The 25,064-nt window shown below is 39.8% G+C and carries 19 protein-coding genes; 12 read left to right on the forward strand and 7 right to left on the reverse strand.

Translation table 11 applies throughout. The annotated features are described in order from the left end of the window. Positions 1–20: 20 nt before the first annotated feature. The gene (locus AB4128_RS08210; protein WP_372037415.1) at positions 21–1,019 is read right to left on the reverse strand and encodes an NADP-dependent oxidoreductase; all 999 of its coding nucleotides are present in this window, start codon (positions 1,017–1,019) and stop codon (positions 21–23) included. 135 nt (positions 1,020–1,154) lie between these two features. Here AB4128_RS08210 and AB4128_RS08215 point away from each other — a divergent pair, with 135 nt between their 5' ends. The 3 genes from AB4128_RS08215 to AB4128_RS08225 are packed head-to-tail and all read left to right on the forward strand — an operon-like array spanning position 1,155 to position 2,926. Next, positions 1,155–2,057 (forward strand): LysR family transcriptional regulator, encoded by a 903-nt coding sequence (locus AB4128_RS08215; protein WP_119968686.1) that lies wholly within the window; start codon positions 1,155–1,157, stop codon positions 2,055–2,057. Positions 2,058–2,092: 35 nt separating this feature from the next. Beyond that, complete coding sequence (locus AB4128_RS08220) at positions 2,093–2,665, forward strand: GNAT family N-acetyltransferase (protein WP_372037416.1); 573 nt, start codon at positions 2,093–2,095, stop codon at positions 2,663–2,665. 21 nt (positions 2,666–2,686) lie between these two features. Further along, complete coding sequence (locus AB4128_RS08225; protein WP_080915986.1) at positions 2,687–2,926, forward strand: DUF3624 domain-containing protein; 240 nt, start codon at positions 2,687–2,689, stop codon at positions 2,924–2,926. 115 nt (positions 2,927–3,041) lie between these two features. Here AB4128_RS08225 and AB4128_RS08230 read toward each other — a convergent pair whose 3' ends face one another. After that, the gene (locus tag AB4128_RS08230; protein ID WP_055023400.1) at positions 3,042–3,545 is read right to left on the reverse strand and encodes a DUF2062 domain-containing protein; all 504 of its coding nucleotides are present in this window, start codon (positions 3,543–3,545) and stop codon (positions 3,042–3,044) included. 64 nt (positions 3,546–3,609) lie between these two features. On the opposite strand from AB4128_RS08230, the gene AB4128_RS08235 reads away from it, so the two are divergent. From AB4128_RS08235 to AB4128_RS08255, 5 genes are all read left to right on the forward strand, one after another. After that, a complete protein-coding gene (locus tag AB4128_RS08235) occupies positions 3,610–6,096 on the forward strand; it encodes a DNA internalization-related competence protein ComEC/Rec2 (RefSeq protein ID WP_372037417.1) in 2,487 nt (828 codons plus the stop codon). Between the two features lie 39 nt (positions 6,097–6,135). Then, on the forward strand, positions 6,136–7,935 hold the full coding sequence (msbA, locus tag AB4128_RS08240) for a lipid A export permease/ATP-binding protein MsbA (RefSeq protein WP_055023398.1): 1,800 nt from the start codon (positions 6,136–6,138) through the stop codon (positions 7,933–7,935). Next, positions 7,936–8,952 carry a tetraacyldisaccharide 4'-kinase gene (gene lpxK / locus AB4128_RS08245; protein WP_372037418.1) on the forward strand — a complete coding sequence of 339 codons (1,017 nt, stop codon included), beginning with the start codon at positions 7,936–7,938 and terminating at the stop codon, positions 8,950–8,952. Then, on the forward strand, positions 8,939–9,112 hold the full coding sequence (locus AB4128_RS08250; RefSeq protein WP_372037419.1) for a Trm112 family protein: 174 nt from the start codon (positions 8,939–8,941) through the stop codon (positions 9,110–9,112). The genes lpxK and AB4128_RS08250 overlap by 14 nt, the downstream gene beginning before the upstream one ends. A 189-nt stretch (positions 9,113–9,301) precedes the next feature. Beyond that, positions 9,302–10,072: a serine/threonine protein phosphatase gene (locus AB4128_RS08255; RefSeq protein ID WP_372037420.1), complete on the forward strand. Its 771-nt coding sequence runs from the start codon at positions 9,302–9,304 to the stop codon at positions 10,070–10,072. A 78-nt stretch (positions 10,073–10,150) separates the two neighbouring features. On the opposite strand, the gene AB4128_RS08260 is transcribed toward AB4128_RS08255, so the two are convergent. The 4 genes from AB4128_RS08260 to AB4128_RS08275 form a co-directional block, all read right to left on the reverse strand. After that, the gene (locus AB4128_RS08260; RefSeq protein WP_372037421.1) at positions 10,151–11,017 is read right to left on the reverse strand and encodes an MBL fold metallo-hydrolase; all 867 of its coding nucleotides are present in this window, start codon (positions 11,015–11,017) and stop codon (positions 10,151–10,153) included. Positions 11,018–11,087: 70 nt separating this feature from the next. Next, positions 11,088–14,204: an efflux RND transporter permease subunit gene (locus AB4128_RS08265; protein ID WP_372037422.1), complete on the reverse strand. Its 3,117-nt coding sequence runs from the start codon at positions 14,202–14,204 to the stop codon at positions 11,088–11,090. Next, positions 14,204–17,464 carry an efflux RND transporter permease subunit gene (locus AB4128_RS08270; RefSeq protein ID WP_372037423.1) on the reverse strand — a complete coding sequence of 1,087 codons (3,261 nt, stop codon included), beginning with the start codon at positions 17,462–17,464 and terminating at the stop codon, positions 14,204–14,206. The genes AB4128_RS08265 and AB4128_RS08270 overlap by 1 nt, the downstream gene beginning before the upstream one ends. A gap of 10 nt (positions 17,465–17,474) precedes the next feature. Continuing rightward, a complete protein-coding gene (locus AB4128_RS08275) occupies positions 17,475–18,554 on the reverse strand; it encodes an efflux RND transporter periplasmic adaptor subunit (RefSeq protein ID WP_055023393.1) in 1,080 nt (359 codons plus the stop codon). A gap of 271 nt (positions 18,555–18,825) precedes the next feature. Between AB4128_RS08275 and AB4128_RS08280 the strand changes: the two genes are divergently transcribed. Continuing rightward, on the forward strand, positions 18,826–19,275 hold the full coding sequence (locus AB4128_RS08280; RefSeq protein WP_225442247.1) for an N-acetyltransferase: 450 nt from the start codon (positions 18,826–18,828) through the stop codon (positions 19,273–19,275). 131 nt (positions 19,276–19,406) lie between these two features. Beyond that, positions 19,407–20,300 carry an aspartate/glutamate racemase family protein gene (locus AB4128_RS08285; RefSeq protein WP_372037424.1) on the forward strand — a complete coding sequence of 298 codons (894 nt, stop codon included), beginning with the start codon at positions 19,407–19,409 and terminating at the stop codon, positions 20,298–20,300. A 424-nt stretch (positions 20,301–20,724) separates the two neighbouring features. On the opposite strand, the gene AB4128_RS08290 is transcribed toward AB4128_RS08285, so the two are convergent. Next, positions 20,725–21,216, reverse strand: a complete 492-nt coding sequence (locus tag AB4128_RS08290) for an OmpA family protein (RefSeq protein WP_055023390.1) — start codon at positions 21,214–21,216, stop codon at positions 20,725–20,727. Between the two features lie 315 nt (positions 21,217–21,531). Here AB4128_RS08290 and AB4128_RS08295 point away from each other — a divergent pair, with 315 nt between their 5' ends. Together AB4128_RS08295 and tagH are read left to right on the forward strand one after the other, a co-directional pair. Then, positions 21,532–23,520 (forward strand): serine/threonine-protein kinase, encoded by a 1,989-nt coding sequence (locus tag AB4128_RS08295; RefSeq protein ID WP_372037425.1) that lies wholly within the window; start codon positions 21,532–21,534, stop codon positions 23,518–23,520. Positions 23,521–23,669: 149 nt separating this feature from the next. Continuing rightward, positions 23,670–25,058 carry a type VI secretion system-associated FHA domain protein TagH gene (tagH, locus tag AB4128_RS08300; RefSeq protein ID WP_372037426.1) on the forward strand — a complete coding sequence of 463 codons (1,389 nt, stop codon included), beginning with the start codon at positions 23,670–23,672 and terminating at the stop codon, positions 25,056–25,058. Positions 25,059–25,064: the final 6 nt, after the last annotated feature.

Here is a 25,064-nt window from a genome sequence, read left to right on the forward strand (position 1 = left end):
CTTGGAAAGCTAATGTAAAACTAGAGTTTTACCATCAATTTTCCTTTATTTTCTCCGCTAAAGAATAAGTTTAACCCCTCAATAGATGACGTTAATCCATCCAGAATATGCGATCTGTGTTTGATTTTACCTTGCAGCACGTAGGGAGTGAGCTTTTCCAGTAAGCTTGGTACTTCAGAATAATGATCTGGCATGGTAAAACCTTGCACTGTAATACGTCTTTTTAGAATGTTCATCCAGCTTGGTCCTGGCGCAGGTGTCTGTTTACTGTAATCAGCAATCAGACCACAAACCATTACGCGTCCGTGAGGGTTCATTCTGTCTACTATCAGGCTTTGAATTGGACCTGCAGTATTTTCAAAAAATAAGTCGATACCTTGTGGAGCTAACTTGTCTAATTCTGCTGCTAAATCAGCTGTTTTGTAGTTTATGGCTGAATCAAATCCCAGCTCATCAACAATCCAATTGGCTTTTTCATCACTACCAACAACACCAATGACGTGAAGTCCATCTGCTTTAGCAAGTTGGCCAACAATAGAACCGACAGAGCCCGCAGCGCCTGTTACTATTATTGTTTCACCCACTTTAGGTTTGCCAACATTGAACAACCCCTGTGTTGCTGTAAGCCCTGGAAGCGCGAACACGGATAGAATAGTTTCATCAGGTAAAGGTGCATCTACTTTATTTAAGCCTTTTCCGTTACTGTGGAAATACTCTTGCCAACCCATCATACCCATCACTCGATCGCCTACTTTAAAATCAGGATGATGACTTTCAACGACTTCGCCAACGCCACTACTGCGCATGACCTCACCTAAGTTTACCGGGGGGATATAGCTGTCAGTATCTGGTTGCATCCAACCAAACATAGCGGGATCCAGTGACATATAGTTTTGCTTTACGAGAATTTCCCCCGGGTTAACCTTTGGCATTGGTAAGGATACGATTTCAAAAATATCTTGAGTAATTGGTCCGCCTTGTGGGCGTTTGACTAAGTTAATTGCAGTAAATGTACTCATTTTGCTTCCTTCAATGAGATCGATAATTAGGTATCGGTGTGAATAAGATAAACAGTATTATTACTTTGATTATTAATAAGATATAGTGGGCTAATTGTCTTTCTTTATTGCTTTTATGACAATAATGGGTGGGGTATGGATCAATTAAGAGCGCTTAAATATTTTATCAAAGTGGTAGAAACTGGCAGTTTTACTCACGCAGCCAAAAGCTTTTCGGTACCTGCTTCTTCATTATCAAGGCGAGTGGCAGATCTTGAGACAAGCTTAGGTGCGACGTTATTGAAACGGTCAACTAGAGCCGTATCATTGACTGAGATTGGCGCAGAGTACTATCAACAAGTATCACAACTTTTGCTGCAGCTTGAACAAAGCAATGAAGCAGTAAGAACGTATCAAACAGAGCCAATGGGAAAGCTGAGAATAAGCGCCATGGTTGGTATCGGCAGAGAAGTGCTTATTCCGCTTTTAGATGAGTTTTCTCGCTTATACCCAAAAGTTATTTTAGATATTGAGCTTAGTGATGAATTGTCCTCGGTTGGTCGTGATGATGTAGACATCGCTATTAGAGGTGGTTATGCCCCAAATGATCGCGTTATGGCGATTAGATTAATGGACAATCAATTTATCCCTGCTGCAACTCAGCAATACCTCGACACAATGGGAACGCCAACACATCCATCAGAGCTGCAAGATCATAAAGGGTTATATTATCGCTCACCAAATGGTCGTGTACCTTGGCTGAGTAAAATAAATGGTCAGTGGCAAGACGTATCAGCACCAGCTGCAGCGATTAGCAATGTGGGGGAGTGGCTAATTGCAAAGGCAAAACAACATCAAGGTATTTTGATGATGCCACGCTGGGTTTTATCGCCGTTTTTAGCCAGTAGTGAATTAACTGAGTTACACTTTGAGCCACCTTTGTCAGCCACTCAAAGTGAAGATTTTGGCGTATATTTGATTTATCAAAAACACCGCTACCATGTGCCAAAAGTCAAAGCAGCAGTGGATTTTTTAGTGGCTAGAATTAAACATGCTTAACCTATTAATCATTCACAAAAGGTAAGGTATTAGGAATGAAGACAACTAAAAAGCCCATTCAAGTACCGCAATTGAATACACAACGATTAACAATACGGGCTTTTCAATCTGATGATTTAGCTAATTTTGCAGCTTATCGAGCGGATCCCATCATTGCTCAATACCAAAGCTGGAATGATTACACTGAAGAAGATGCCCTGCGGTTTTATTCTAATATGGATTACCAAATGTTCGGTGTTGCAGGCCTTTGGTTTCAATTGGCCTTGATTGAAAAAGACTCGCAACAGTTAATTGGTGATATCGCACTACATTTTGTTGATGAGCAGCAGGTTGAAGTCGGTTTTACCTTAGCAAGAACGGCACAAAAAAAAGGTTACGCAACTGAAGCGATGAAATCAGTGATTGATTATTTATTTTCTGTATTGAAAAAACATAGAATTACCGCAACAACTGATGCTGAAAATAGTGGGTCAATGACACTATTGATGCGGCTTGGCTTTAGAAAAGAAGGGCATTTTATACAAAACATATTTTTTAAAGGAAAATGGGGGGATGAATGCGCGTTTGCACTATTAAATAAAGAGCACCTTTCCTATGAGTCTGCTTGAAGTATATAAAGGAGAGTGGTGATGTCTTGCAATGACTGTGAAGAGTCCATTTTTAAGCAAAAGATAGGTCGTTGCCGAGCGTGTATGATGCAACTTACTGTATTGAGTCTTATCTGTTGGCCGTTGTGGTGGTGGAATTATGCTGATAACCCGACGTTGGTTGAATCGATTGCGTTACTGTTTTTCTGCATTGCATTTTCTGGACTGTTAAGTTTGCACTTAGTGGTACTGATTTATCGAAAATTATCAGCATCTGAATAAATATGTGCAGCTAACTCTCATGTATTCTCGTTTCAATCACACTTGCTTAAAGTCGATTTTAGAAAGTAAAAAGCCAGCTTAAATGCTGGCTTTTCATTCAATATCACGGTTTAGGTTAGCTTCTTTTTTTCCACTTAAATAGTATCGAATATTTCCATAGACTTTTAATCACAAAGAAGCTGATTAACGCAAAAATTGCCCCCAAAATAACACAACCTAACAAAAATGGTGGACCGATTGTACCGATTGAACTTTCAACCCATTGCCAACTGGCTTCAAATGCGAAGTCAGTCGTATCCATCCCGAGGATATTTGCACCTAATAGGTAGGCAGCATAAAACATAAACGGCATGGTAATCGGATTAGTTAACCAAACTAGCGCAACGGCGAGGGGAATATTAACTTTGAAATAAATGGCCATACCTGCAGCAATAACCATTTGAAAAGGTAAAGGCAGCCAAGCAACAAAAAGGCCAATAGCAAATGATCCTGGCGCTGATTTTCGATTCAACGTCCATAAATTGGGATCATTTAATAAGCTGCCAAATATACGTAAATACTTATGATTACGTATTGTTTCAGGCTTCGGCATAAATTTTTGTAATAATTTTTTTGGCATATACGCGATTACTGTCTTTAATTAATCAATGATAAATCGATTCATTTATGGTTTTTGCGCCAGTATGCTTTTTAGCAATTTGCTGCCAAGCCTACTTCCTATATGGATGGCGTCTATCACTTTGATAATAGTGTTAGTAACTTTTAAAAAGTGGTCGTTCATCAGTGGAACACTTTTTGGAGTGTTGCTAGTTTCTATTTGTTTTAATTCACTATTTTCTTCACAAGAATCAAATATCCCTGTCAAAAAACAATTTAAGGCAGAGATAGTATCACTAGTTAGCGAAAACAGCGACTGGATAAGTTTCGATATTCGGCTGCTTTCTGAACAAAGTCGCTTTTATGACCACTACTATAGACTCATTTGGCAGCAACCGCCTGAATTAAAAGTCGGTCAAACTTGGCTGTTAAATGCCAGACTTAAACCGATTACCAGCCCGCTTAATCAAGGTGGTTTTAATCAACAAAAGTACCTATTAAGCCGTCATATCGTCGCAAAAGGCACGGTGAAGCAAGGGGAGTTAGTCGCCTATTTTGCGCCTTTTAGGCAAACAATCATAGATAACCTAACACCTGTATTAAGGAGCTTAGACAATAGCGCTGTTATGCAGGCGTTACTATTTGGCGACAAATCATTATTATCCAAGCCGCAATGGCAACAGTTACGTCAAACTGGAACTGGGCATTTAGTGGCTATTTCTGGCTTGCATTTATCCGTTGTTTTTGGACTTTTTCTATTATTATCACGTGGGATACTGTTTACATGTTGGCCGCATTCTAGTCGCAGAAACTTGCTTTTATCTATGCTCATAGCAACTGTGTTTGCTTTGGGTTATGGCTATTTAGCTGGTTTTGCCATTTCAACACAACGTGCCTTGGTGATGTTGCTTGCACTTGTGGTCCTCACCATGGTCAATCAATATGCTTCAACATGGCAGCGACTCATTTGGGCGTTATTTGCTGTTTTATTAATTGATCCTTTCGCGAGTTTAAGTGCTGGTTTCTGGCTGTCTTTTAGTGCGCTGGCCATTATTTTATTGACCATTGACTATACCTCGCTTCAACAACAAACCGCGCTTTCACAAGAAAGTGATAGCACTGATTGTATAGATAGTGTTGATTCTAATAGGGAACAACTAAGCCTTTATCAGCGTTTTGTTCAAGATCACCAAACCAGGTTTAGACGTTTAACCAGTCAAAGTAAGGCTTTTTTTGTTGTATTTTGGGCTGTGCAATGGCGGTTGGCATTAGCTTTAGGTTTGGTGCAAGCGGTATTGTTTGGCACTTTCTCATTTCACAGTATTTGGGTTAATTTCCTTATGGTGCCTTGGTTTAGCTTTGTGGTTATTCCATTAAGCATTATTGCTTTGGTGCTCAATTTACTGTTGATGATAATGCCCATACCACAAAACTGGTCGTACATACTTGGCGAAACTGTAATGCAATTAGCTGATTTGTCACTTAGCCCTTTTCAGTGGTTAATTAGCTTTAGTGACGCTTGGCCACTCGCTTTAGTGAGGTTGCCAGATAATCTCATCTTTAGTGTGGCTTTCTTCATATTGGGACTATTTTTAATAAAATGGTCAGTGCATAAAACATGGCGAGTCGTATCAAGTTTATTGTGTATTCCCTTTGTCATGTTGACAGTGCAGCATTGGACTTTACATCACATTGATCCATTTCAGCACGCCGATAATGAGCCAATCATTACAGATTCAACGCTAAAGCCGATTCATTGGCAAGCGCATGTTATTGATGTAGCTCAAGGCATGTCGGTACTACTGCAGCAGGGCAATCGTGGTGTACTTTATGATACAGGCGCCGCGTATGGGGAGAGTTTTTCTTATGCAGAGCGAGCTATTGTCCCTATGTTACAGGCAAAAGGGGTTACTCAATTAGATTACGTCATTGTGAGCCATAATGATAATGACCACGCAGGAGGGTTAAATGTCATAACCAAATATTACCCAGAGGTGATTGTCATAGCAGAGCAAGCCGTTATCGATAAAAGTATTAATGTAAGCTCTGAGCTGGCTAATGAAGCGCCAGCACATTTGCTTTGCGAAAATAACCAAATAAAGTGGCTTAACTTAACCATTGAGATGCATATTAATACACTTGAAAGTAATGATAATAACCGCTCCTGTGCTGCTTATATTATTGATACTCAACGGCGGCTATTTTTGGCTGGGGATATTGAAAAAGAAACTGAGTATGAATTCCTTAAGCGAGAAGTTTTAGCCCCCGTTGATGTGTTACTTGCACCGCATCATGGGAGTCGAACATCGTCTACACTAGACTTTATCGATGCAGTGTCACCAAAGCATGTTATTTTTACCGCAGGCTACGCGAATCAATATGGATTTCCTAAAGAAGATATTCAAAATCGTTACAAACTTAAAGGAGCTAAAACACTTGTTAGCGGTGACGCGGGTCAGATTAGTATAGATTTTGAACCATCAAACTATGCTATTCGTGAATATCGTTCAGATATTGCGCCATTTTGGTATAACAGCCTGTTTAGATTTGGTGAGAAAGTTAAAGCAGAGTAGAATAACCCTTTGTTTGCTATTCAAGTGTTAACGTAATCAATGACAACAACTAATAACGAAATGTCGAGCGTATTTAAACGCCTTCTTACTTATCTCATTCCGATGAAAGGAATGTTTTTGTTAGCAATCTTAGGTCTGTTAACTTACGGCTTAGTCGACGCCGCTTTTATTGCGTTCATTAAACCTTTTATCGATGAAGGCTTTAGTCAAACGCCTAATGTCGTTGGTGGCGTAGAAGTTCCGACCCACGGCGGATTTAATGCCAACAAAGACATTATGTTAATGGCGCCACTTGTGGTCATTGGTATGTTTACACTTCGGGGGATTGCGAATTTCGTATCGACCTATTGTGTATCCTACATGAGTGCTAAGTTAATCATGGATATGCGTCAGCAAGTGTTTGAACATTATTTACGCTTACCTGTCAGTTATATTGACCGAGAAAACAGTGGTAATTTAATTTCTCGAGTTACATTCGATACTGAACAAATCGCCCGTGCATCCGGCAGTGCACTTATTTCTATAGTACGTGACTCGATTACAGTCATTGCAATGTTAGCCATCATGTTCTTTTATTCTTGGAAATTATCCCTGTGCATATTAGTGATTGGCCCATTAATGGGGATAGTTATAAGCCTTGTCAGTAAACGCTTTCGCAAGGTTTCTAAGCAAATCCAATCAGCTATGGGTGGGGTCACAGCGACGACAGAACAAATGATCAAAGGCCACAAAAATGTATTGGCGTTTGGTGGTCAAAAAACGGAAGTTAATCGTTTTTTCAAGGTGAATGATTCTAACCGTCATCAAAATATGAAGTTAGCTGTCGCCCAAGCAATCAGTCAGCCAGTGATTATGATTATCGGCTCATTTGCTCTTGCGTTTGTATTATATGCCGCAACATTTCCTGGATTAAAAGAAGAACTGACCGCGGGTACTTTTGCTGCTATTTTAGGCGCTATGATGGCGATGCTGCAGCCAATTAAAAACTTAACGCGAGTGAATGCTGAATTTCAGCGTGGTATTGCAGCGTGTACAACCGTGTTTGAGCTACTTGATACCGCCCCTGAATCTGATACGGGTGAATATGAAGTGGCACGAGTTAAAGGTAACTTGAAATTCAATAACGTGACATTCAGTTATCCAGACACTGAAAAGCCAGCGTTAACCAATATTGATTTTGAAGTAAAACAAGGCAAAACCATTGCTTTGGTTGGCCGAAGTGGGTCAGGTAAGTCGACCATTGCCAGCTTAATGACGCGTTTTTACACTGGTGTTTCTGAAGGTGATATTACCTTAGATGATGTCAGTATTTATGATTACAAATTGAAGTCTTTGCGTAATCAAGTCGCCTTAGTATCACAACAAGTGACTTTATTTAACGATACTATTGCGAATAACATTGCATATGCCTACCCAGGTGAAGTGACTCGAGAGCAAATTGTTAAAGCCGCTGAACTTGCTTATGCAATGGAGTTTATCGAAACCCTACCAGAAGGCTTAGATACCGAAGTCGGTGAGAATGGCGTTTTGCTATCGGGTGGACAGCGTCAAAGGATTGCCATTGCTCGTGCTATGTTACGTGATGCGCCTGTACTTATTTTAGATGAAGCAACCTCGGCTTTAGATACTGAATCTGAAAAAGCCATTCAACATGGGTTAGATAACTTACGTCACAACCGTACATCCATTGTTATTGCACATCGACTTTCAACGATTGAATCTGCAGATGAAATTCTTGTTATCGACCAAGGTAAAGTTGTCGAGCGCGGTGCGCATGCTGAGCTAGTTGAGCAAGAAGGCGTTTACGCTAACTTGTACAAAATGCAATTTGGTAATTAAATGCAGGCGTTAGTTAACAAAATTTGGTATCAAGGTCATCCGGCAAAATGGTTGCTTATGCCATTGAGCTGGTTATTTGGGCTTATTACTTGGTTGCGTCGCCTTGGGTTTTCACTCGGGATAAAACAAGCTGAAACTATACCTGTACCTGTGATTGTCGTGGGTAATATCACAGCTGGGGGCAGTGGCAAAACGCCTACCGTTATCTACTTAATTGATTTACTTCGCCAGCATGGCTATAAGCCTGGGGTAATAAGCCGCGGATACGGGGTAAAAATTAATGGCGTGAAAGCCGTTAATTTAACCGATAAAGCGGTAGATGTGGGTGATGAGCCAGCCATGATTGTGGCGCGTACAAACGTTCCCATGGTGGTTGGCGCTAAGCGTATTGATGCGGCGCAGAAGTTGTTATCTGATTTTGATGTTGATGTGATTATTAGTGATGATGGCTTACAGCATTATGCCTTAGCCAGAGATATCGAACTTGCGATTGTAGATGGGCAAAGACGATACGGTAATGAATGCTTAATTCCTGCAGGGCCATTACGAGAAGGCATTTGGCGATTAAACACTATTGATTGGGTGATCAACAATGGTGGTTCAGCGCAAAATGATGAAGTGGCAATGCAATTAGCACCGTGTTCATTAACAAGGGTGGACTCTGCAGCGTCTTCTAATACCTCATCTTGGCAATCTGAACCCGCAGTGGCTATTGCGGGGATTGGTAATCCGCAACGTTTTTTCGATAGTCTTAGCGCGTTAGGGTACGACATTGTTCAAACTCATGAGTTTGAAGACCATCAGGCATTTGATAAACAGGTATTAGCGCAACTCTCTGAAGAGCATCCATTGATAATGACAGAGAAAGATGCGGTTAAATGTCGCGATTTTGCACAACAAAACTGGTGGTATCTGCCAGTAAATGCGAAGCTTAATAAAAGTTTTGATCAAGCATTTTTGAATAGACTAGAACAAGTCGTCAAAGTTAAACAAGGAAACCTCCATGGCGTTCGATAAAAAATTACTTGAGATTGTGGCTTGCCCAGTATGTAAAGGTAAGTTGGAATTTGATAAAGAAGCAGATCAATTGATTTGTAAAGCTGACAAGCTCGCTTATCCAATTACTGAAGGCATTCCTGTGTTGCTTGAAAACCGAGCATTACCGCTAGAGCCTTAAAAAATCATTATTAAAAAAGCGCCTTTAAGGCGCTTTTTTTTTGATTTAAATCCCATGCTACATATCAATTCGTTGGTTAACTATTGTGCACTTGTTGTTATTAGTATGTAGGTACTGATTATAGAGTAATTGCACTATTTATACACTGACGTAAAAGTCAGCCAGTTCACCTCGAAAAATTTGAAGTCTATGTCTTATAGCTTAGATACTGAATACTTAATTTGGTATGGCGGACAAAAAATGACTCAAATGCATTCTTTTCAGGACAAAGTCGCACAAATGCTTATTTTAAATGAAGGTGTGCGTATCAGTCATTTTGAATATCAAGGTAAGCGCTATTGGCTTAAACAAGTTGAAAAGTTATCTGGAGCGATGCGCTTTTTAAAATCTGATTCAGCCGAAGCCTTATACAAAGAAACTCAAGTTTTGAAACTTTTACAAAACGATGGTGCACCAGTTCCCAAGGTACATGCCAGTGGCGATGGATATCTCGTTGTTGAAGATGCAGGGCGCACGGTTAGGGATTGGCTTGAAAGTGATGATATAGCCAGTGATGAATTACAGCGTATTTTGAATGATACCAGTAAAGGTTTAGCTCATTTGCATTTGATGGATCATGCACATGGAAGACCGGCTTTACGCGACATAAGCTGGGATGCCGGTGAAGTTAAATTTATCGATTTTGAGGCCAATCAGCAAAAGGGCACCTTGTTGAACCAACAAATTCGAGATGTATTAGTTTATGTGCATAGCCTATACCGCTACATAAATGATAAAGAAAAGATTTCGGCTGCGATAACGGCTTATCGACAAGCTGGTGGTGAGGTTATTTGGCAACAAGCCAAGCAATTTTTAAAGTCTTGGCAATGGTTATACTATTTTGCAAAACCGTTTCAAGGTATAGGTGGTAAAGATTTAAAACCAGTGTATTGGGTGCTATGGCACTTTAGGTACCATTAAATAAAAAGCCGCTTGTCACTGCTACGCTGATAAGCGGCTTGTTTTAGAATGAATCGCTTTATTCAAATAAGTAGATGATTAGCGAGGTTTTAAGTCTTTATATAAAGTATCGATCCACTTTTTCTCCGTGATAAAACCCCAGCTCCAATCTTTCCATTTCTCAGGTACGCCACTTGCTTGTACTTGCGCTAGTGTTTTACCTTCAGTGAGCTCTTTTTCCATCCATAGAATATTTTCATCAAGCATATGTTTGAACTTTAATAAATCATCCTGAGTGGCCAGCGAACCATGACCTGGGATTATCTGTGTCTGTTTGTCTATTAATGATATAACCTTTGAAACATTGTCTCGATAACCAATAACAGAGCCACCACCATTTAAATCAACGTAAGGGAAGCGGTCTTTAAAAAATAAATCCCCCATGTGTATAACGTTATCATTTTTCCAAAACACCACACTGTCTCCATCAGTATGTCCTGGCCCCATATGCTTCAGAGTTAACGTGTCATTGTTAAAATGAATGGCAACATCCTCGGAATAAGTCACAACGGGCAGGGCTGCTTTTGGGGTATCTTGCTTGGCACTGAGTCTTTTCAGTACATTGTGATGAGCAAATATGATCCCTTGTTCACCAAAGTGGGCATTACCGCCAGTATGATCGCCGTGATAATGGGTATTAATGACGTACTTAGGTTGTCCTGGTTGAATTTTATTTAATGATTGACTGATTTTATCTGCGAGTGGTGCAAATTGATCATCGATAATTAATATGCCATCTGCACCAGCTGATACACCGATATTACCGCCAGAGCCGGTAAACATATAGGTTGTGGGTGTAAGTTGCTGTGAGGTGATTTGAACATCTTTAAAGCGGTCATCATCAGCATAAACTGCAGTGCTAATTAATGATAGTGCGATTAATTTACTGAACAATCTTAGTTTCATCTGTTGTGTCCTGTTTTAATATTCACGCCTTTGGCTAGATTAACTAGCACAAAGGCATGAGGCATCCATATTACACAGTCCAAGGTAACAGCTTTTTCGCTCTCTTGTCAGCTAAACCTAATTTAACTGATGATTGATAACGAATTCGATATAGCGCTTGATAGCAAAGAGGCACTAAATACAAACTGGTGACGGTAGAAAAACTTAACCCGCCAATAATGGCAATGGCCATAGGTGAGTATGGTGGCCCACCGCCGCCGATTTGAGTGTCTCCCATGGCTAAAGGAACAAGCCCTAGCACAGTGGTCGCGACTGTCATCAATACTGGACGTAATCGTGTAACACAGATGGCAATAATGGTGTCTGATAAGTCAGATAATTTTGGCGTCATTTGGTTTATTTGATCCACCAATACAATACCGTTATTTACTACGATGCCCATCAAGATAAGGATCCCAATCATTGCCATAACCGACATTGGCGTACCTGAAATCCACAGTGCCCAAAAAACACCCGTGATTGAAAACAAGATTGAACTGATAATCGCTGTTGGTAATAACAGGGATTCAAATAAAGCGGCCATGACGATATAAATCATGGCTAGCGCTAATATCATATTGACGGCCATAATCGACTGGTCTTCATCTTGTCGTTGGAACCCACCACGTAAACTGTAGCCATAACCATACGGGAAATTAATGGTTTCCATGACTTGTTCAATTTGCTTTTGAGCCTCTTCTGTAGTGATGTCATTGACATTAGCGCCAATGGATAGGGCTGTTTGGCGATTGTAATGTCTAATCGTATCAAAACGAGGTTGAATATTGATTTCAGCTAAGTTATCGAGGTTATACACTCGTTGACCTTGGCGAATAATAGGCAGTTGTTTTAACTTTTCTAAAGAGTGTTGCCAACTTTTATCATAGGCTAATTCGATACGTAACTCGCCATTAGGATCGTGTCTGAATGAACGCAGTGGTGAGCCTCGAAGTGCCATTGAAATATGAGAGGCTATTTCATTGAGGTTTAGGTCAAGCCTAGCAGCCATTTCACGGTCAATTTTAATCACAACCTCTTGTTGCGCTGCATTCACTTCAGAGCGCACGTCTTCTAAGCCGTCAATCGCACTCAGCAATGGTACAACTTGCTGACTAATCTTGATAAGTTCAGACGTTGAACGACCCGTTAATGTAATGCGTAATCCTGAGTTTTCATTTCCCCAACCAAATTGTGGTGAAGCGGCGGCATATTTAGGGAATCCTTCTCGGATCTGCGCTTTTAACTCAGACATTGGGGTTTCGATATCTTTTAATAGCAAGATGGTGGTTTGAATGCTATCAGCTGAGTAATAGCTATATACAGAGTCGATTTGAAAGGCGTCTTTATTGGCATAAAGATAGTCTTCCATTTGATTGATCATCGCTTCAGTGACTTTGAGGTTATGTCTGCCTTCAAGTTGGTAATTAATATATAAACGGTCATTACCTTCACCATCTGATTGGTCCTGTTGCACCAAGCTCAATGGCAATGCTGTTGAGGCTAATAGGAACACGGCTAACACCCCTGAGGCCTTCGAATGCGTTAAAATCCAAGTTAAGCTTGTTTGATAAAACTGACGTAACTTAGACTCTTTTTCCTCGGTATCAATTTCGAAATGTAATTTGGTCAATAATAATGGGATTAATGTCTTTGCCACTAACAGTGATGCGGCAAGAGAAATACAAATTGAAATCGCTACATGTTCAAGGAAAATGGTCAGCTCAACTTTAACACCCACAATATTAGGTAAAAAGACAATGGCAGTGGTCAGCGTGCCAGCAAGTACTGCTAAAGCAACTTTTTCAACACCAGTTAACACGGCTTTTTCATTGGCTTTTTGACAGCGTGCTAAGGTATCTTGCTGACCTGTAATACCACTACGTTGCTTTTCTTGCAGTACGCTTTCGGTTACAACAACCGCATTATCAATCAGCATACCCACTGCCAGTAATAACCCCATCATCGATAAGATATTCAAGCTATAACCCAGTAAGTACATACCTGCTAACGTCATACAAATTGAAATAGGTACTGACGACACCACCACTAATGTCATTTTTAAGTTGCGTAAAAATAAGTACAGTACGCCGAATGATAGAAAAGCGCCCATCAATCCTGATAGCAGCAAATCTTTAAGTGAAGACTTAACACCATAGGCCTGATCTTCCATGACAAATAACTTGATGCCTTGAAATTGTCTGTCTTGTTTAGTTTGTTCAATGACCTTTAATACTCGCTCTGACACATGCACTAAATTTGCACCAGATTCTTTAAACACATCTAAACCAACAGCATATTTTTGGTCTAAATGTCGACCTTCAAACGCCTCTGGAAGCGTAAAGGTCACTGACGCTATGTCACCTAGGCTGGTTGTGGTATTGAGTTTAACTGCTTTGATATCTTCAATAGATAAAAACTCGCCTTTTGGAGATACTTGAAAAACACGGTCATTGTTACGGATGGTACCAGCACTTATGACAAAGTTTTCCATTTGTAGTCGTTGGCGAAGCTGTGCAGGGTTGATACCAGAAGCTGCTAACTTATCGGCATCGAGCCTAATTTCAATTTGCTTTTGATCAACGCCATACAAAGTGACTTTTGATACGCCTTCAATACGCTCTAAGGGTTTGCGAAGTTGCTTATCTAGCAAGTCGAATGCATTGGATAACTCGCGCTCACTTGATATACGAATAGTGAGCACTGGCATATCTGCAGTAGAGAATTGCTGAATGAGCACTCGTTCAACATCTCTGGGTAATAAATGCCTTACCGAGTCGATTTTTTCGCGTGCTTCTAGGCTTTTGGTGGCGACATCTTGCCCCCATTTCATATTGAGCTGAATATTTGCTCCATCTTGAGATGAATTAGAGCGTACCTCTTCAATACCACTCATTGTTGCTAACGACTCTTCTAGAACACTGGTGATATCTCGTTCAACCTCAGCAGGCGTTGACCCTTTATAAGGCACGTTTACCTGAATTTGTGGAATATCAATACCTGGAAACATTTCCAGTGGCAGTAGCCTGCTAGAGGCCATGCCGAATAATAATATTGCCAGAAAAAACATGCTGGTGGTCACGGGGCGCTTAATGGCTAATCGAGTTATGCTAAAGCTCTGTTTAGCTTGATTAATATTATTGTTATCCATTATAACTGCCCCTCTGATGCTAAGGTCGGCGCCACTTCCGTTTGCGTTACTTGATAACGTTTTTTATCAAATATGCCGTATAGGGCTGGAATAACTAACAGCGTTAACATGGTCGACATTGATAACCCAAAAATAACAGTAATTGCCATAGGTGCACGTATTTCACTACCATCACCTAAACCAATTGCCATTGGTAGCAAGCCCAGTGTTGTGGTTAACGTTGTCATCATAATTGGGCGTAATCGCGATTTAGCTGCGGTGCTAATCGCTTCATCTTTATCATGACCTTCTTTTCGAAGTTGATTGATTCTATCGACCAAAACAATCGCATTGTTAACAACAATACCTGCGAGCATTATTAGTCCGATAAAGACAACCACACTTAAGTGAGTGCCTGTTATAAACAGACCGATAACACTGCCACCAACAGCCATGGGTACAGCAATTAGGATTAGTAACGGATGCAATAAAGACTCGAACTGACTTGCCATCACCAAATAAACTAAAAAGATAGCTAATACCAAGGCAATTTTTAATGAATCAAACGAGTGCTCCATTTCTTCGTTTTGTCCACCGAAGCGTGCTTGAATGGAAGACGGAAATTGCTGTTGATTAAGTATTTGTTGGGCTTCTTTTACTGCTTCACTTAAATCACCATAACTGAGGTTTGCCGATACGATTGCCACACGTTGTTGGCTAACACGGTTAATGGCTGATGGGCCCACTTGTAATGAGACATCAGCTACAGCACTTAATGGAATCGGATATTGACTATTAGGGTTAATAATCAGCGAATTGACATCTTCAATGTGATTTCTTTCATCTAGTTCGCTTCGCACTAAAATATCAACTTTACGGTCACGAACTGTGTATTGGCTTGCTATAGTCCCGCCTACACGCTGAGCAATTCTACTGGCAACGGTAGGTGCGTCCATATCTAGGGCTGCTAAACGGGCATGATCAAAGCGAATACTGATTTCAGGTTGTCCATCACGTAGACTCGTATTGATATCGCTAAATCTTGTTGATTGTGACAAGGCAGAAACCAGTTGGTCACCACTTTGCTTTAACTGGGCTAAATCATACCCAGAGAGTTCAATTTCAAGCGGTGTTTTAAAGCTAAACAATTCAGGATGTTCAATTTTTGCATCTAAGGCTGGAATACGCTTGGCGGTTTCACGTAACGTATTAGCCACTATTGTAAATGCGTCAGGATTGGCTAGTACAACTTGTAATCGTCCCCAATTTTCTCCACCTCTAGCGGTATCAGAAGTCATTAATCCACCACTACCTGCTTGGCTGAAAGTGTGTTTCACATTGCCACTATCGCTAATGGAAAATGCCAATTGCTCAAGCACTGCATCAGTTTTTTGAACGGCAGTACCTGGTGGAAGTAAAATTTCGACATAAAACTCCCCTTGGTTCATTGGAGGAATAAGCTCCACACCTAATCTTGGGAATAAGCTACCAGCCCCCACGGTTAACATGAGTGCAATAACCACAGTCACCATTTTATGGCTCATTGCTTGGCGTAATACACGATGGTATATCGCCTCAATGAATCGATAAAACAAATTAAAACCTGCGCTTAATGGACGCATGAACAAGCTGAAAAACCAAGACGTAAAGCGGGTTAGTATGATGACAAGATTAAGCAATAAGGTTGGTAGATAACTGAGTATAAGTTTAAAAGGAAAACCTAAAATAGCCTTGGTGTAATAGGCGAACTTTGCTTTTTTACTCGTTGGTTTTTCAATCGGAGTAGTGGTTTGCTCTACAGGTAGTTGAGTAAAACCTTGTCTAGAAGCAAGCATTGGAATCGCTGTGAGGGCGACAAATAATGAAGCCAGTAAGGCGAAGGTCACTGTGAGCGCTTGGTCAGAAAATAACGCCCCTGCAATACCATCAACAAACACAAGCGGGACAAATACGGCGAGGGTGGTCAGTGTTGAAGCAAAGATAGCGCCAGCCACTTCTTTACTGCCAGTAACGGCAGCATCTAACCTTGCCATGCCTTTTGATTTATAGCGGTCAATATTTTCAAGTACCACAATAGCATTATCAACTAACAAACCTATGGCTAATGCGATCCCGCCAAGCGACATTATGTTCAAGCTAATCTCTGCAAAGTACATCATATTGAATGTGGCGATAACAGAGAATGGGATTGAAATTGAAATGATAAGTGTGGCAATGATGTCTCTTAAAAATAAATAAATGACTAGCATCGCAAGCAAACTACCAAATAGGGCAGCTGTGGTGACTTCACTCACTGCACTTTGGATAAACTCTGATTGGTTATAAATGACTTTTAGTTGATTATCTGCCGATTCTTGATTGATATTAGCAAGCTCTGCTTGCACCTTTTTAGCAACAGAAACGGTATTAGCATCACCTTCTTTATAAATAGCCAGTTCTATAGACTCGACATCACCGATACGGGTGACATCACTGCGTTCTTTATAGCTGTCGACAATATCAGCCACTTCCGATAATCGAATTAATGTTTGGCCTTCACGGTAGATGATGACGTTTCGTAATTCATCTAGGCTATTAAATTGATTGAGGGTGCGTACAAGGTATTCTTTATCTCCTTGTATCACTTTACCTGCTGATAAATTTATATTTTCTTGATTAATACGACGCTTAATATCGTCGGCATTTAGGTTTAACTGCTGTAATTTTTGCTGGTTAAGTAAAATATGCACTTCTTGCTCTAATCCGCCAGATAACCTAACTGCGGCCACACCAGATAGTGCTTCAAGGCGACGTTTTAGTTCTTCTTCAGCAAAAGTGCGTGTGGTTTTTAATTCAGATTCAGTTGCGTCAGGAACCGATAACGCCAAACGCATGATGGGATCCAAATTAGGGTTAAATCGCAGTAAAAGCGGCTTATTAATATCTAGAGGTAACTCAATAGTATCGATTTTTTCACGTACTTCGAGGCTTGCCATATCCATATTCGTGCCCCACTCGAATTCCAGGACAACATCGGACATTCCAGAGCGAGAAATTGAACTGATTTTCCGCAAACCTTTTACGACTCCAACCGCTTCTTCAATGGGTTTAGATATAAGCTGTTCAACTTCAACTGGCGCAGCGCCATCGTAGGCAGTACGTACAGTTACACTTGGATAGCTTAGGTCGGGTAGTAACTTAACCGAAAGTCGAGTAAAGCCCACCATGCCAAACAACATAATGGCAAGCATAAACATCCACACAGTAACCGGGCGTTTAACCGAAGTATTAATCAATGACATAGTGACTTCCTTATTGCGCTGCTAGGCTGTTTTTGGCATAAGAAAGGGGCGTGATCACTTCGACCAAAGATTGATCCTTCAGGTTTTGCTGACCACGAATGACGATTTGTTCACCTTGTTCAACACCTGAAAGGATTTCAACTTTATCTTTTTCTCGATAGCCCAGTTTGACTTCTCGACGGGTTGCGGTGTTATCTTCGATAACATACAAGGCTTGAGTATCATCTTGATTAATAACCGCGTTGAAAGGAACGGTAACAACGTTTTTGTGAGTGTCATATTTTAATTCTACTCGGGTAAACATACCGGCTTTTAGTTTGGCATCGCTATTATCGATAGCAATGGTGACTTTAAATGTACCGCTTTGGGCATCCACAATCGGGCTGATACGCAATACGTTAGCGATGATTTCTTGGTTGTTGATGCTTTGATTAGCATATTGATTTGTTACTTTAGCTTCTTGCCCTAAGCGTAAGCTCACTAATTGTTGCTCAGGTAAGTGAACGATGCCATGAAGCTCGTCTTGGTTAACAATATAAAATAACTCTTCAAATTCTTTTGCCATGTTGCCTTTTTTAACGTGGCGTTTAGCGACTACACCATTAATTGGCGAAACTATCTGACTTTCAATAACATGCAGTTTAGCTAGATCACGCTGCGCAATAGCGGCTTGTAAATTGAATTCTAACTTCGCCATGACATCCTGACTGACAAATTCTTTATTCTTCATCTGCTTTAGTCGATTTAACTCTTGCTCAATGATTTGAACTTCAGCTTGAGAGCGTTTGTAATCGTAGTGCTGACGTTTTGCGTCAATGGTGGCTAAAGCCTGACCTTTGGTGACCCTATCGCCTTCCTCGACTTCAATTGTTTCAATGAGACCTGCAATGCGGGTGACGACATGAGCTTCTTCTGGCGCTTCTAATGTTGCAGTTGTGCTATAAAACGAAGATACATCTCCTTGAGTAACTGGTGATACTTCAACAGGAATGGCGTACTTCTCTTCCTCTTTTTCTATTTCAGATTCTCCACCGCAAGCTGTTAACGTTAATGTTGCAAAGCAAAGTAGTGAGATTGTCATTTTTTTCATGCTGATTAACCTATCCATGGGGTACCTGCTAATTTGTTTTGTAATCGGTTTGTTGCTAATACTTATTTGAACTTGAATAAGCAGAAGTTGTGCCAAGATAGTTAATTTGTTTTTAAACAGTGGTTTAAGTGTTTTTTTGCACTTTAAGTTAGCAAAGATGAATATTAAGATGTGGTGAAAATGTTTATTTTTTGGTGTTAATGGTTAATAGTGGCAGTGAGTACTTCTTACACTCAACGAAAAGCCAATGGCTCAGTCAAGGAATAGGAAAATGGTTAAGATCATACAAGCCACAATCGATAACCTTTTACAAATCTCACCGCTTTTTGATGCCTATAGACAGTTTTATGGCCAGGAAGAAAATTTGGATTTAAGCCATAAATTTATTAAGGAAAGGTTAGTTGAAGCTGATTCAATCATTTTTATTGCGATGAATGAGCAAAATACGTTGGTTGGCTTTGCTCAGTTGTATCCTTCATTTTCATCAGTTGCGATGAAAAGAACATGGATTTTAAACGATTTATATGTAGAACACGCTTTTAGACAACAAGGTGTAGCTACAGCTTTACTGCATCAGGTTGACGTTTTCGCTAAATTTACTCATGCGGACAGTATTAAATTATCGACAGAGGTGAGTAATGGCGCGGCTAAAGCATTATACGAGAGTAAGGGATACCGACAACTCAACCAGTTTGATCACTATATTAAGCGTGTTGATTAACCCATTACGCTTATTTAACAACATCTACGCCATTATAATAGAGGGTTAGATCCTTCAATTGGGATTAACGTCTATTGCACCAGCCTTTTACCATAAGCCTAAATTTACAGAGGGCGAAAGGCCAGTTAGATATGAAAGAGTTATTATTTGGTGTTGTAGGCAATATGGGGCCGGAAGCTGACATCCTATTTCAGGATATTGTTTTTAAGGAAGAAGTCGCGCATGGTGCGATGAAGGATCAAGACCATATGGGAATGGTTGTCATTAAGAATCCAGATATACCTGATCGCTCTGAAGCTATCAATGAGGGAGGAGAAGATCCCGTTCCTGAGATGCTTGAATCAGTAAAATTTCTTGAAAAAAATAAAGTCAATTTTGCAGTGATGACATGCAATACAGCGCATTATTTTAGGCAAAGACTACAAGAACAAACAGATGTTTATTTACTCGACATGTTGAAAGCAACCACAGAGCAAATTCATAGCGATAACCCTGCAGCAATCGTTGGCATACTTTGTACCAATGGTACTTACAATTCGGGTATCTACGATGATTATCTAACAATGGCAAATTTACCGTTTATTAAGCCGTCATTAGAAATTCAAGAACGATATGTACATAGCGCAATATATGGTGCCAAAACTGGTGAGAAATCCTCATGTGGTCAGGATATAAGAGAACCGTTTGGTATTAAATCTGGTGAATTTGCAAGTAATGCAAAATTATTGATTAAGGCGATTGAAACGTTAGAAGTTCAAGGTGTTGATACCGTTATTTTGGGCTGTACGGAATTACCTTTAGTGCGCTCTATTTTAGAGAACCACTTTTCATCAATTGATTTTATTGATCCAATGGAGGCGGTTGCTAGCAAAGTTGTGCAAGTTTATGAGTTGGCAAAGTCACTTTACTTCAGCGGTGAAGCCAGAGACTTTTGTGAAAAAGTAGATATTGGAGACATTCACTCTATTGAAGATATCGCGCATTATATTGTTTATAGGCAAAATAAAAACAGGGTGCTAGCTTGAAACTTAGCATCTGCCTGTGATTTTTAAATATACTCGCGACCAACGCAAGCTTATCTTTCTAGGTTATCAATGATGCAAGTCAGGCTGTGTTATTAAGACTGATTAATTAATGGTTGTCTGTAATGTATTAATGCAAGCTGGTTTTTTAATAAGTAAATTTTAACTTAATCTAAAGTGGAAGGTAACTTAAACTGAAAATCCACTTGGATTTAAACTAACTTGAATTAAAACTAATCTGAATTAAAAGTGACATAAAATGAAACCTTAAAGTATGATTTTTAAAGTCTACTTATTAAATTGTTATCACTAAGTATTATATAAATACAGGTAAGCCGAAACTCGGTATACCTGTATTTATATCGAGATACTCATGTTAGTAGGATAGGTGTTAGTTCGACAAATAATAGAACTATTTCCATCGCTACTATAAAGATTTGTCTGTAATAGCAAAATTAACACGACGTATTTTTGAGCGCTCTGAAGTCGTCAATTTAACGCCTTTGTCTTCGATAATGTGTGCACTAGACTGAAGCTGCTTTGGTGAGGCGCCTAACAGTACTAAGTGTTCAACTAAGCCATCAGCGCGTTTTTTAGCTAACGCCTTGTTGTATTCAATTGTACCTTTATCGTCGGTATACCCTTGAATATCAACAGACTTATCAGGGTTTCTAGATAGGTAAGTGACAATACAAGACATATTACTGTCTAAGCTACTGTAAGGTTTTGCACTGTTGACTTCAAAGTAAACAGGTCTAAAACCAACAAGCTCTTCATTATCATTTTCTAAAGCGTATTCCATGCACGCAGGAGAAAGCGAAACGACTTTAGGTGGTTCAGGTTGAACTTCTGGGGTTGATTTACATCCAGATGCTGCAAGTAAGATCAAAAGAGGTACTGATAATTTAGAATATGCCATATCTACTTCTATTATTTAGTCCGTTAAAAAAGTATTCGTAAATTACCCATTATGGAATGCTTGGTCAATAGAAATAGGTGGTTTTTTAATGAATGTTTTATAAGTTTAATTAAATTTATATCCTAATTAATTATATTTTAATTAAATACATACTAAAGGGTGTGAGATATTTGCTCTATTTTTATATTTACAATGATAAATGGTTTTTAATATTGTTTTTTTTAAATTGATGCTGCAACATATTGGGGTAAATTAAATAGAGTAGTGCATTAGTTTACATACTTAAGGATAATATAAAGGGATTTACCTGTACTTATGGATAAGAGTCAAACCCCCGAACATATGGTTGATGACAAGACTTTGGTCGCTGGCATTAATAACGGTTCAAATAGCAAAAATAATACGAATTTAATCGGTAAATGTTTTAAAAAGCGTTACTTAATAGAATCTAAAATTGGTCATGGCGGTATGAGTGATATCTACCGTGCAAAAGATCTATATTTAGAATCATTAAACGTCGCAGAACCGTTTGTCGCTATTAAAGTACTGTTATCACAATTTACTGACATTCCAGAAGCGCAACAGGTGTTAATTAAAGAGTCTGTGCAAACACAACAGCTCTCGCATCCCAATATTATTCGTGTATACGACGTTGATACTGACGATGGTTACCATTTTATGGTCATGGAATGGCTAGATGGTGAATCTTTAGATCAAGTGATTAAACGTTCTAAGCCGCTTGGACTCAACTTTAAAGGTTCAATGAAGATTATTGAGCAGATTGGTTCGGCATTAACTTATGCCCATAAACAAGGAATTGTGCATACCGATCTGAAACCATCGAATATTTTCTTAACCCGTCAAGGCAATATCAAGGTATTTGATTTTGGCGTAGCTAAATCATTCCAACATGAAAAAGACCATTATGCATTAGAGCAAGTTGATCAAGACTCGCCACTGACAGGTTACACACCAGCCTATGCCAGCTATGAGCAGCTGATTGGTGAAGAAGCTTGTGCTGCCGATGATATTTATGCCTTTTCTTGTATTACCTATGAACTGTTAACCAGTAAACATCCTTACAAACGAGTTGCGGCAAATGAAGTCGATTTGGCCAAAGCATCGTTAAGTAAACCAAGTCATATTAGCTTACGTTTATGGCCTACACTCAAAAAAGGTCTTGCTATTAAGAAGGCGCAAAGAGCTGACTCTATCGCGACGATTATTGAAAAGTTTGAGAGTAAAGCCTGGCCGCTACCTACTGCGATTGCTGCGGCAGTGGCACTGATTGTTGTGGGAGTACAAGTCCAACAACATCATCAACTGCAACTTGCGAATTTAGAGCAAAAAGTATCAATGACTGATCAAGTGCAAAATGAAACTCAGTCATATGAATACATTCCAGCTGCCGCATTATTAGAGCGCCTAGCTGAAATACCTGAAGATAAAGTGCTAATTCGTAATGGTTTATTAAGAAAACACCAAACTGAAGTATTAGATATTGTTGAAAAGCGAATTGCTTCAGTTCCGAAAAGCAGTAACGGTTTATATCAAGACTATGGCCGAATTTCATTGATCATTGAAGCCACTGAGCGCTATTACCCTGACTCAATACGCTTATTAAAAATGAAAAACCAAGCAGAACGTAGCAAGCAGTCGGTGATTGATGCGTTATCTGAGCGATTAGCTTTACTGTTAAGTCAGTCAAGATACGATGAAACAGGCGGAAATAATATAAAAGCGATTGTTGAAGACTTAGCCTTTATCGAGCCTAAGTTCACTTATGTGCCATCAGAAGAAGATTTTACACTTTATGCAACAGCTTTTGATGTAGCGCTTAAAACCCACGATGTCACTCAAATAAAGGCACTAATCACAACGGGTGAGGTTATTTTTTCACAGCAAGCTGAAGCACAGCCTTTACTGACTTATGGCGCTGAAATGAAGGTGGCGGTTGAACAGCTCACTGCATACAACCATGCTGTCGAAAGCGGTAAAAATGCGCAATATCCTTACCAAGATGCAGAGGTCTATTACAGAAACACCTTTGAAGAGCTGACTGTCAGATTAGATGCAATTGATAACCCAAAAGATCTGCGAGCATTTGACGATGAAGTCAGAGTGCTAGCTGAGAGTGTACCGGAAGATTTTGAACCCTTATTGACTTTGGATAAACGTTTAGCGGGTTCTTACCTAAGACAAGCCAATATTTATTTAGAGAAACAATATTTAAAAACTGCCCGTGAATTATTTGCTCGTGGTAATGAGATGTATGAACGTCTAAACGGTGTTGAGAGACTGTAAAGCGCATTGCAAAGAGTGGGCTAATAACCAGTAAGGTGATGAAACCACTTTATTTAACTGCATATCAATTTAATGATTGATATGCATTACGCTTTTAAATGTGTTGAGTCACTGTTTGCGCATAAGTTGTTTAAAGGAATGTATTTAAAATGGAATTAACGCTAGAGATAGTGAGCTTTCATCGGTTATCACCTGAGCAAGTCACATCTAAGGACGTAATCAGTTCGCTTACAATAGGTCGAGCTGATACTAATGATTGGCATTTACCTGATCCTGAAAAGGTGGTGTCGGGTACACACGCTCGTATTACGAAACGTTCTGACGGCTTTTATATTGAAGATTTATCAACGAATGGCTTATATATAAACCGTTCAGTTGAAGCGTTAGGATCTACAAAGCCTCATAAGATTGAGCATGATGATCTACTCACCTTGGGTGATTATGAAGTGTCAGCAAAGATGATAAATGGTATTAGTTCTGGGGCTGCTTCTAGCACTCAATCAGCTGCAAGTGTTAGTGCCGACCCGTTTCAGGCTAACCAAGTGCTTGACAGTAATCCGTTTGAAAACGAATTTGAACAACAAATTGCTGGTTTTGACGCACAAAGTTTGTTGAATCAAGCGCCGAGTCAGTCTCAACCGCTACCTGATGTCAACGGTGACTTACAAGATCATTTTCAGCCTCCTGGGATGGCAATTCCAGAAGAGTGGGGCCAAGATTTCTTTAATGAGTCTGCGCCAGTGGCAGAGCCACAAGTTAGTATGCCAGTTAGTCAACCTGTTACGAATCAAGCTGCGCCGCAACCCGCTCACCAACAGCCGCAATCAATGCCGCCCCAACAATTAGCAAGTATGGCAAGTCAGCAGCAAGTGACTAACCCACATGCAGCGCAATCAACAGCTCAACAAGCAACTCGAGCAGAACCTCAACCACAAGTGAGCAATCAGGTACAAGCTGCTTCATCATTAAGCCAAGCTTTTTTTAAAGGTTTTGGTATTGATGAGCAAGAGTACAGCAAAGTACTCACTGAAGAATTAATGTTTGAGCTTGGTCAAAGCATGCAACTCATGCTCACTGGCTTAATGGACTCTTTGCGTCAACGCTCGAAGTTGAAAACAGAATTCAGAATTAACCAAACGACATTTCAGCAAAGAGAAAATAATCCGCTCAAGTTTTCAGCCAGTCTTGATGATGTTTTTCAAAATTTGTATTTGCGTAAAAGTGCGAGTTTTTTGTCATCTCAACAGGCCATTATTGAAGCATTTAACGATGGGCGTAAACATGACATTGCACTTACTGCTGGGACATTTGGTGCTTTAAGAGGCTTGTTAAATCAGCTCGATCCCGATCTTGTTGAGCAAAAAAGTCAAAGCCAATCATTTGCTGAAATGTTAGTGCCAGGCCAAAAGCAATTTAAACAATGGAAAGTCTACAAAAGTTTACATGAAGATTTACAGGCTGAGTTTGCTAACACAAACACCGCAGCATTATCTGATGATTTTGTAGAAGCTTACGACAATAAAATCAAATCATTATAATTTTAA

The organism is Shewanella sp. 10N.286.52.A9 (genome assembly GCF_041468985.1).
GTDB lineage: Bacteria > Pseudomonadota > Gammaproteobacteria > Enterobacterales > Shewanellaceae > Shewanella > Shewanella japonica.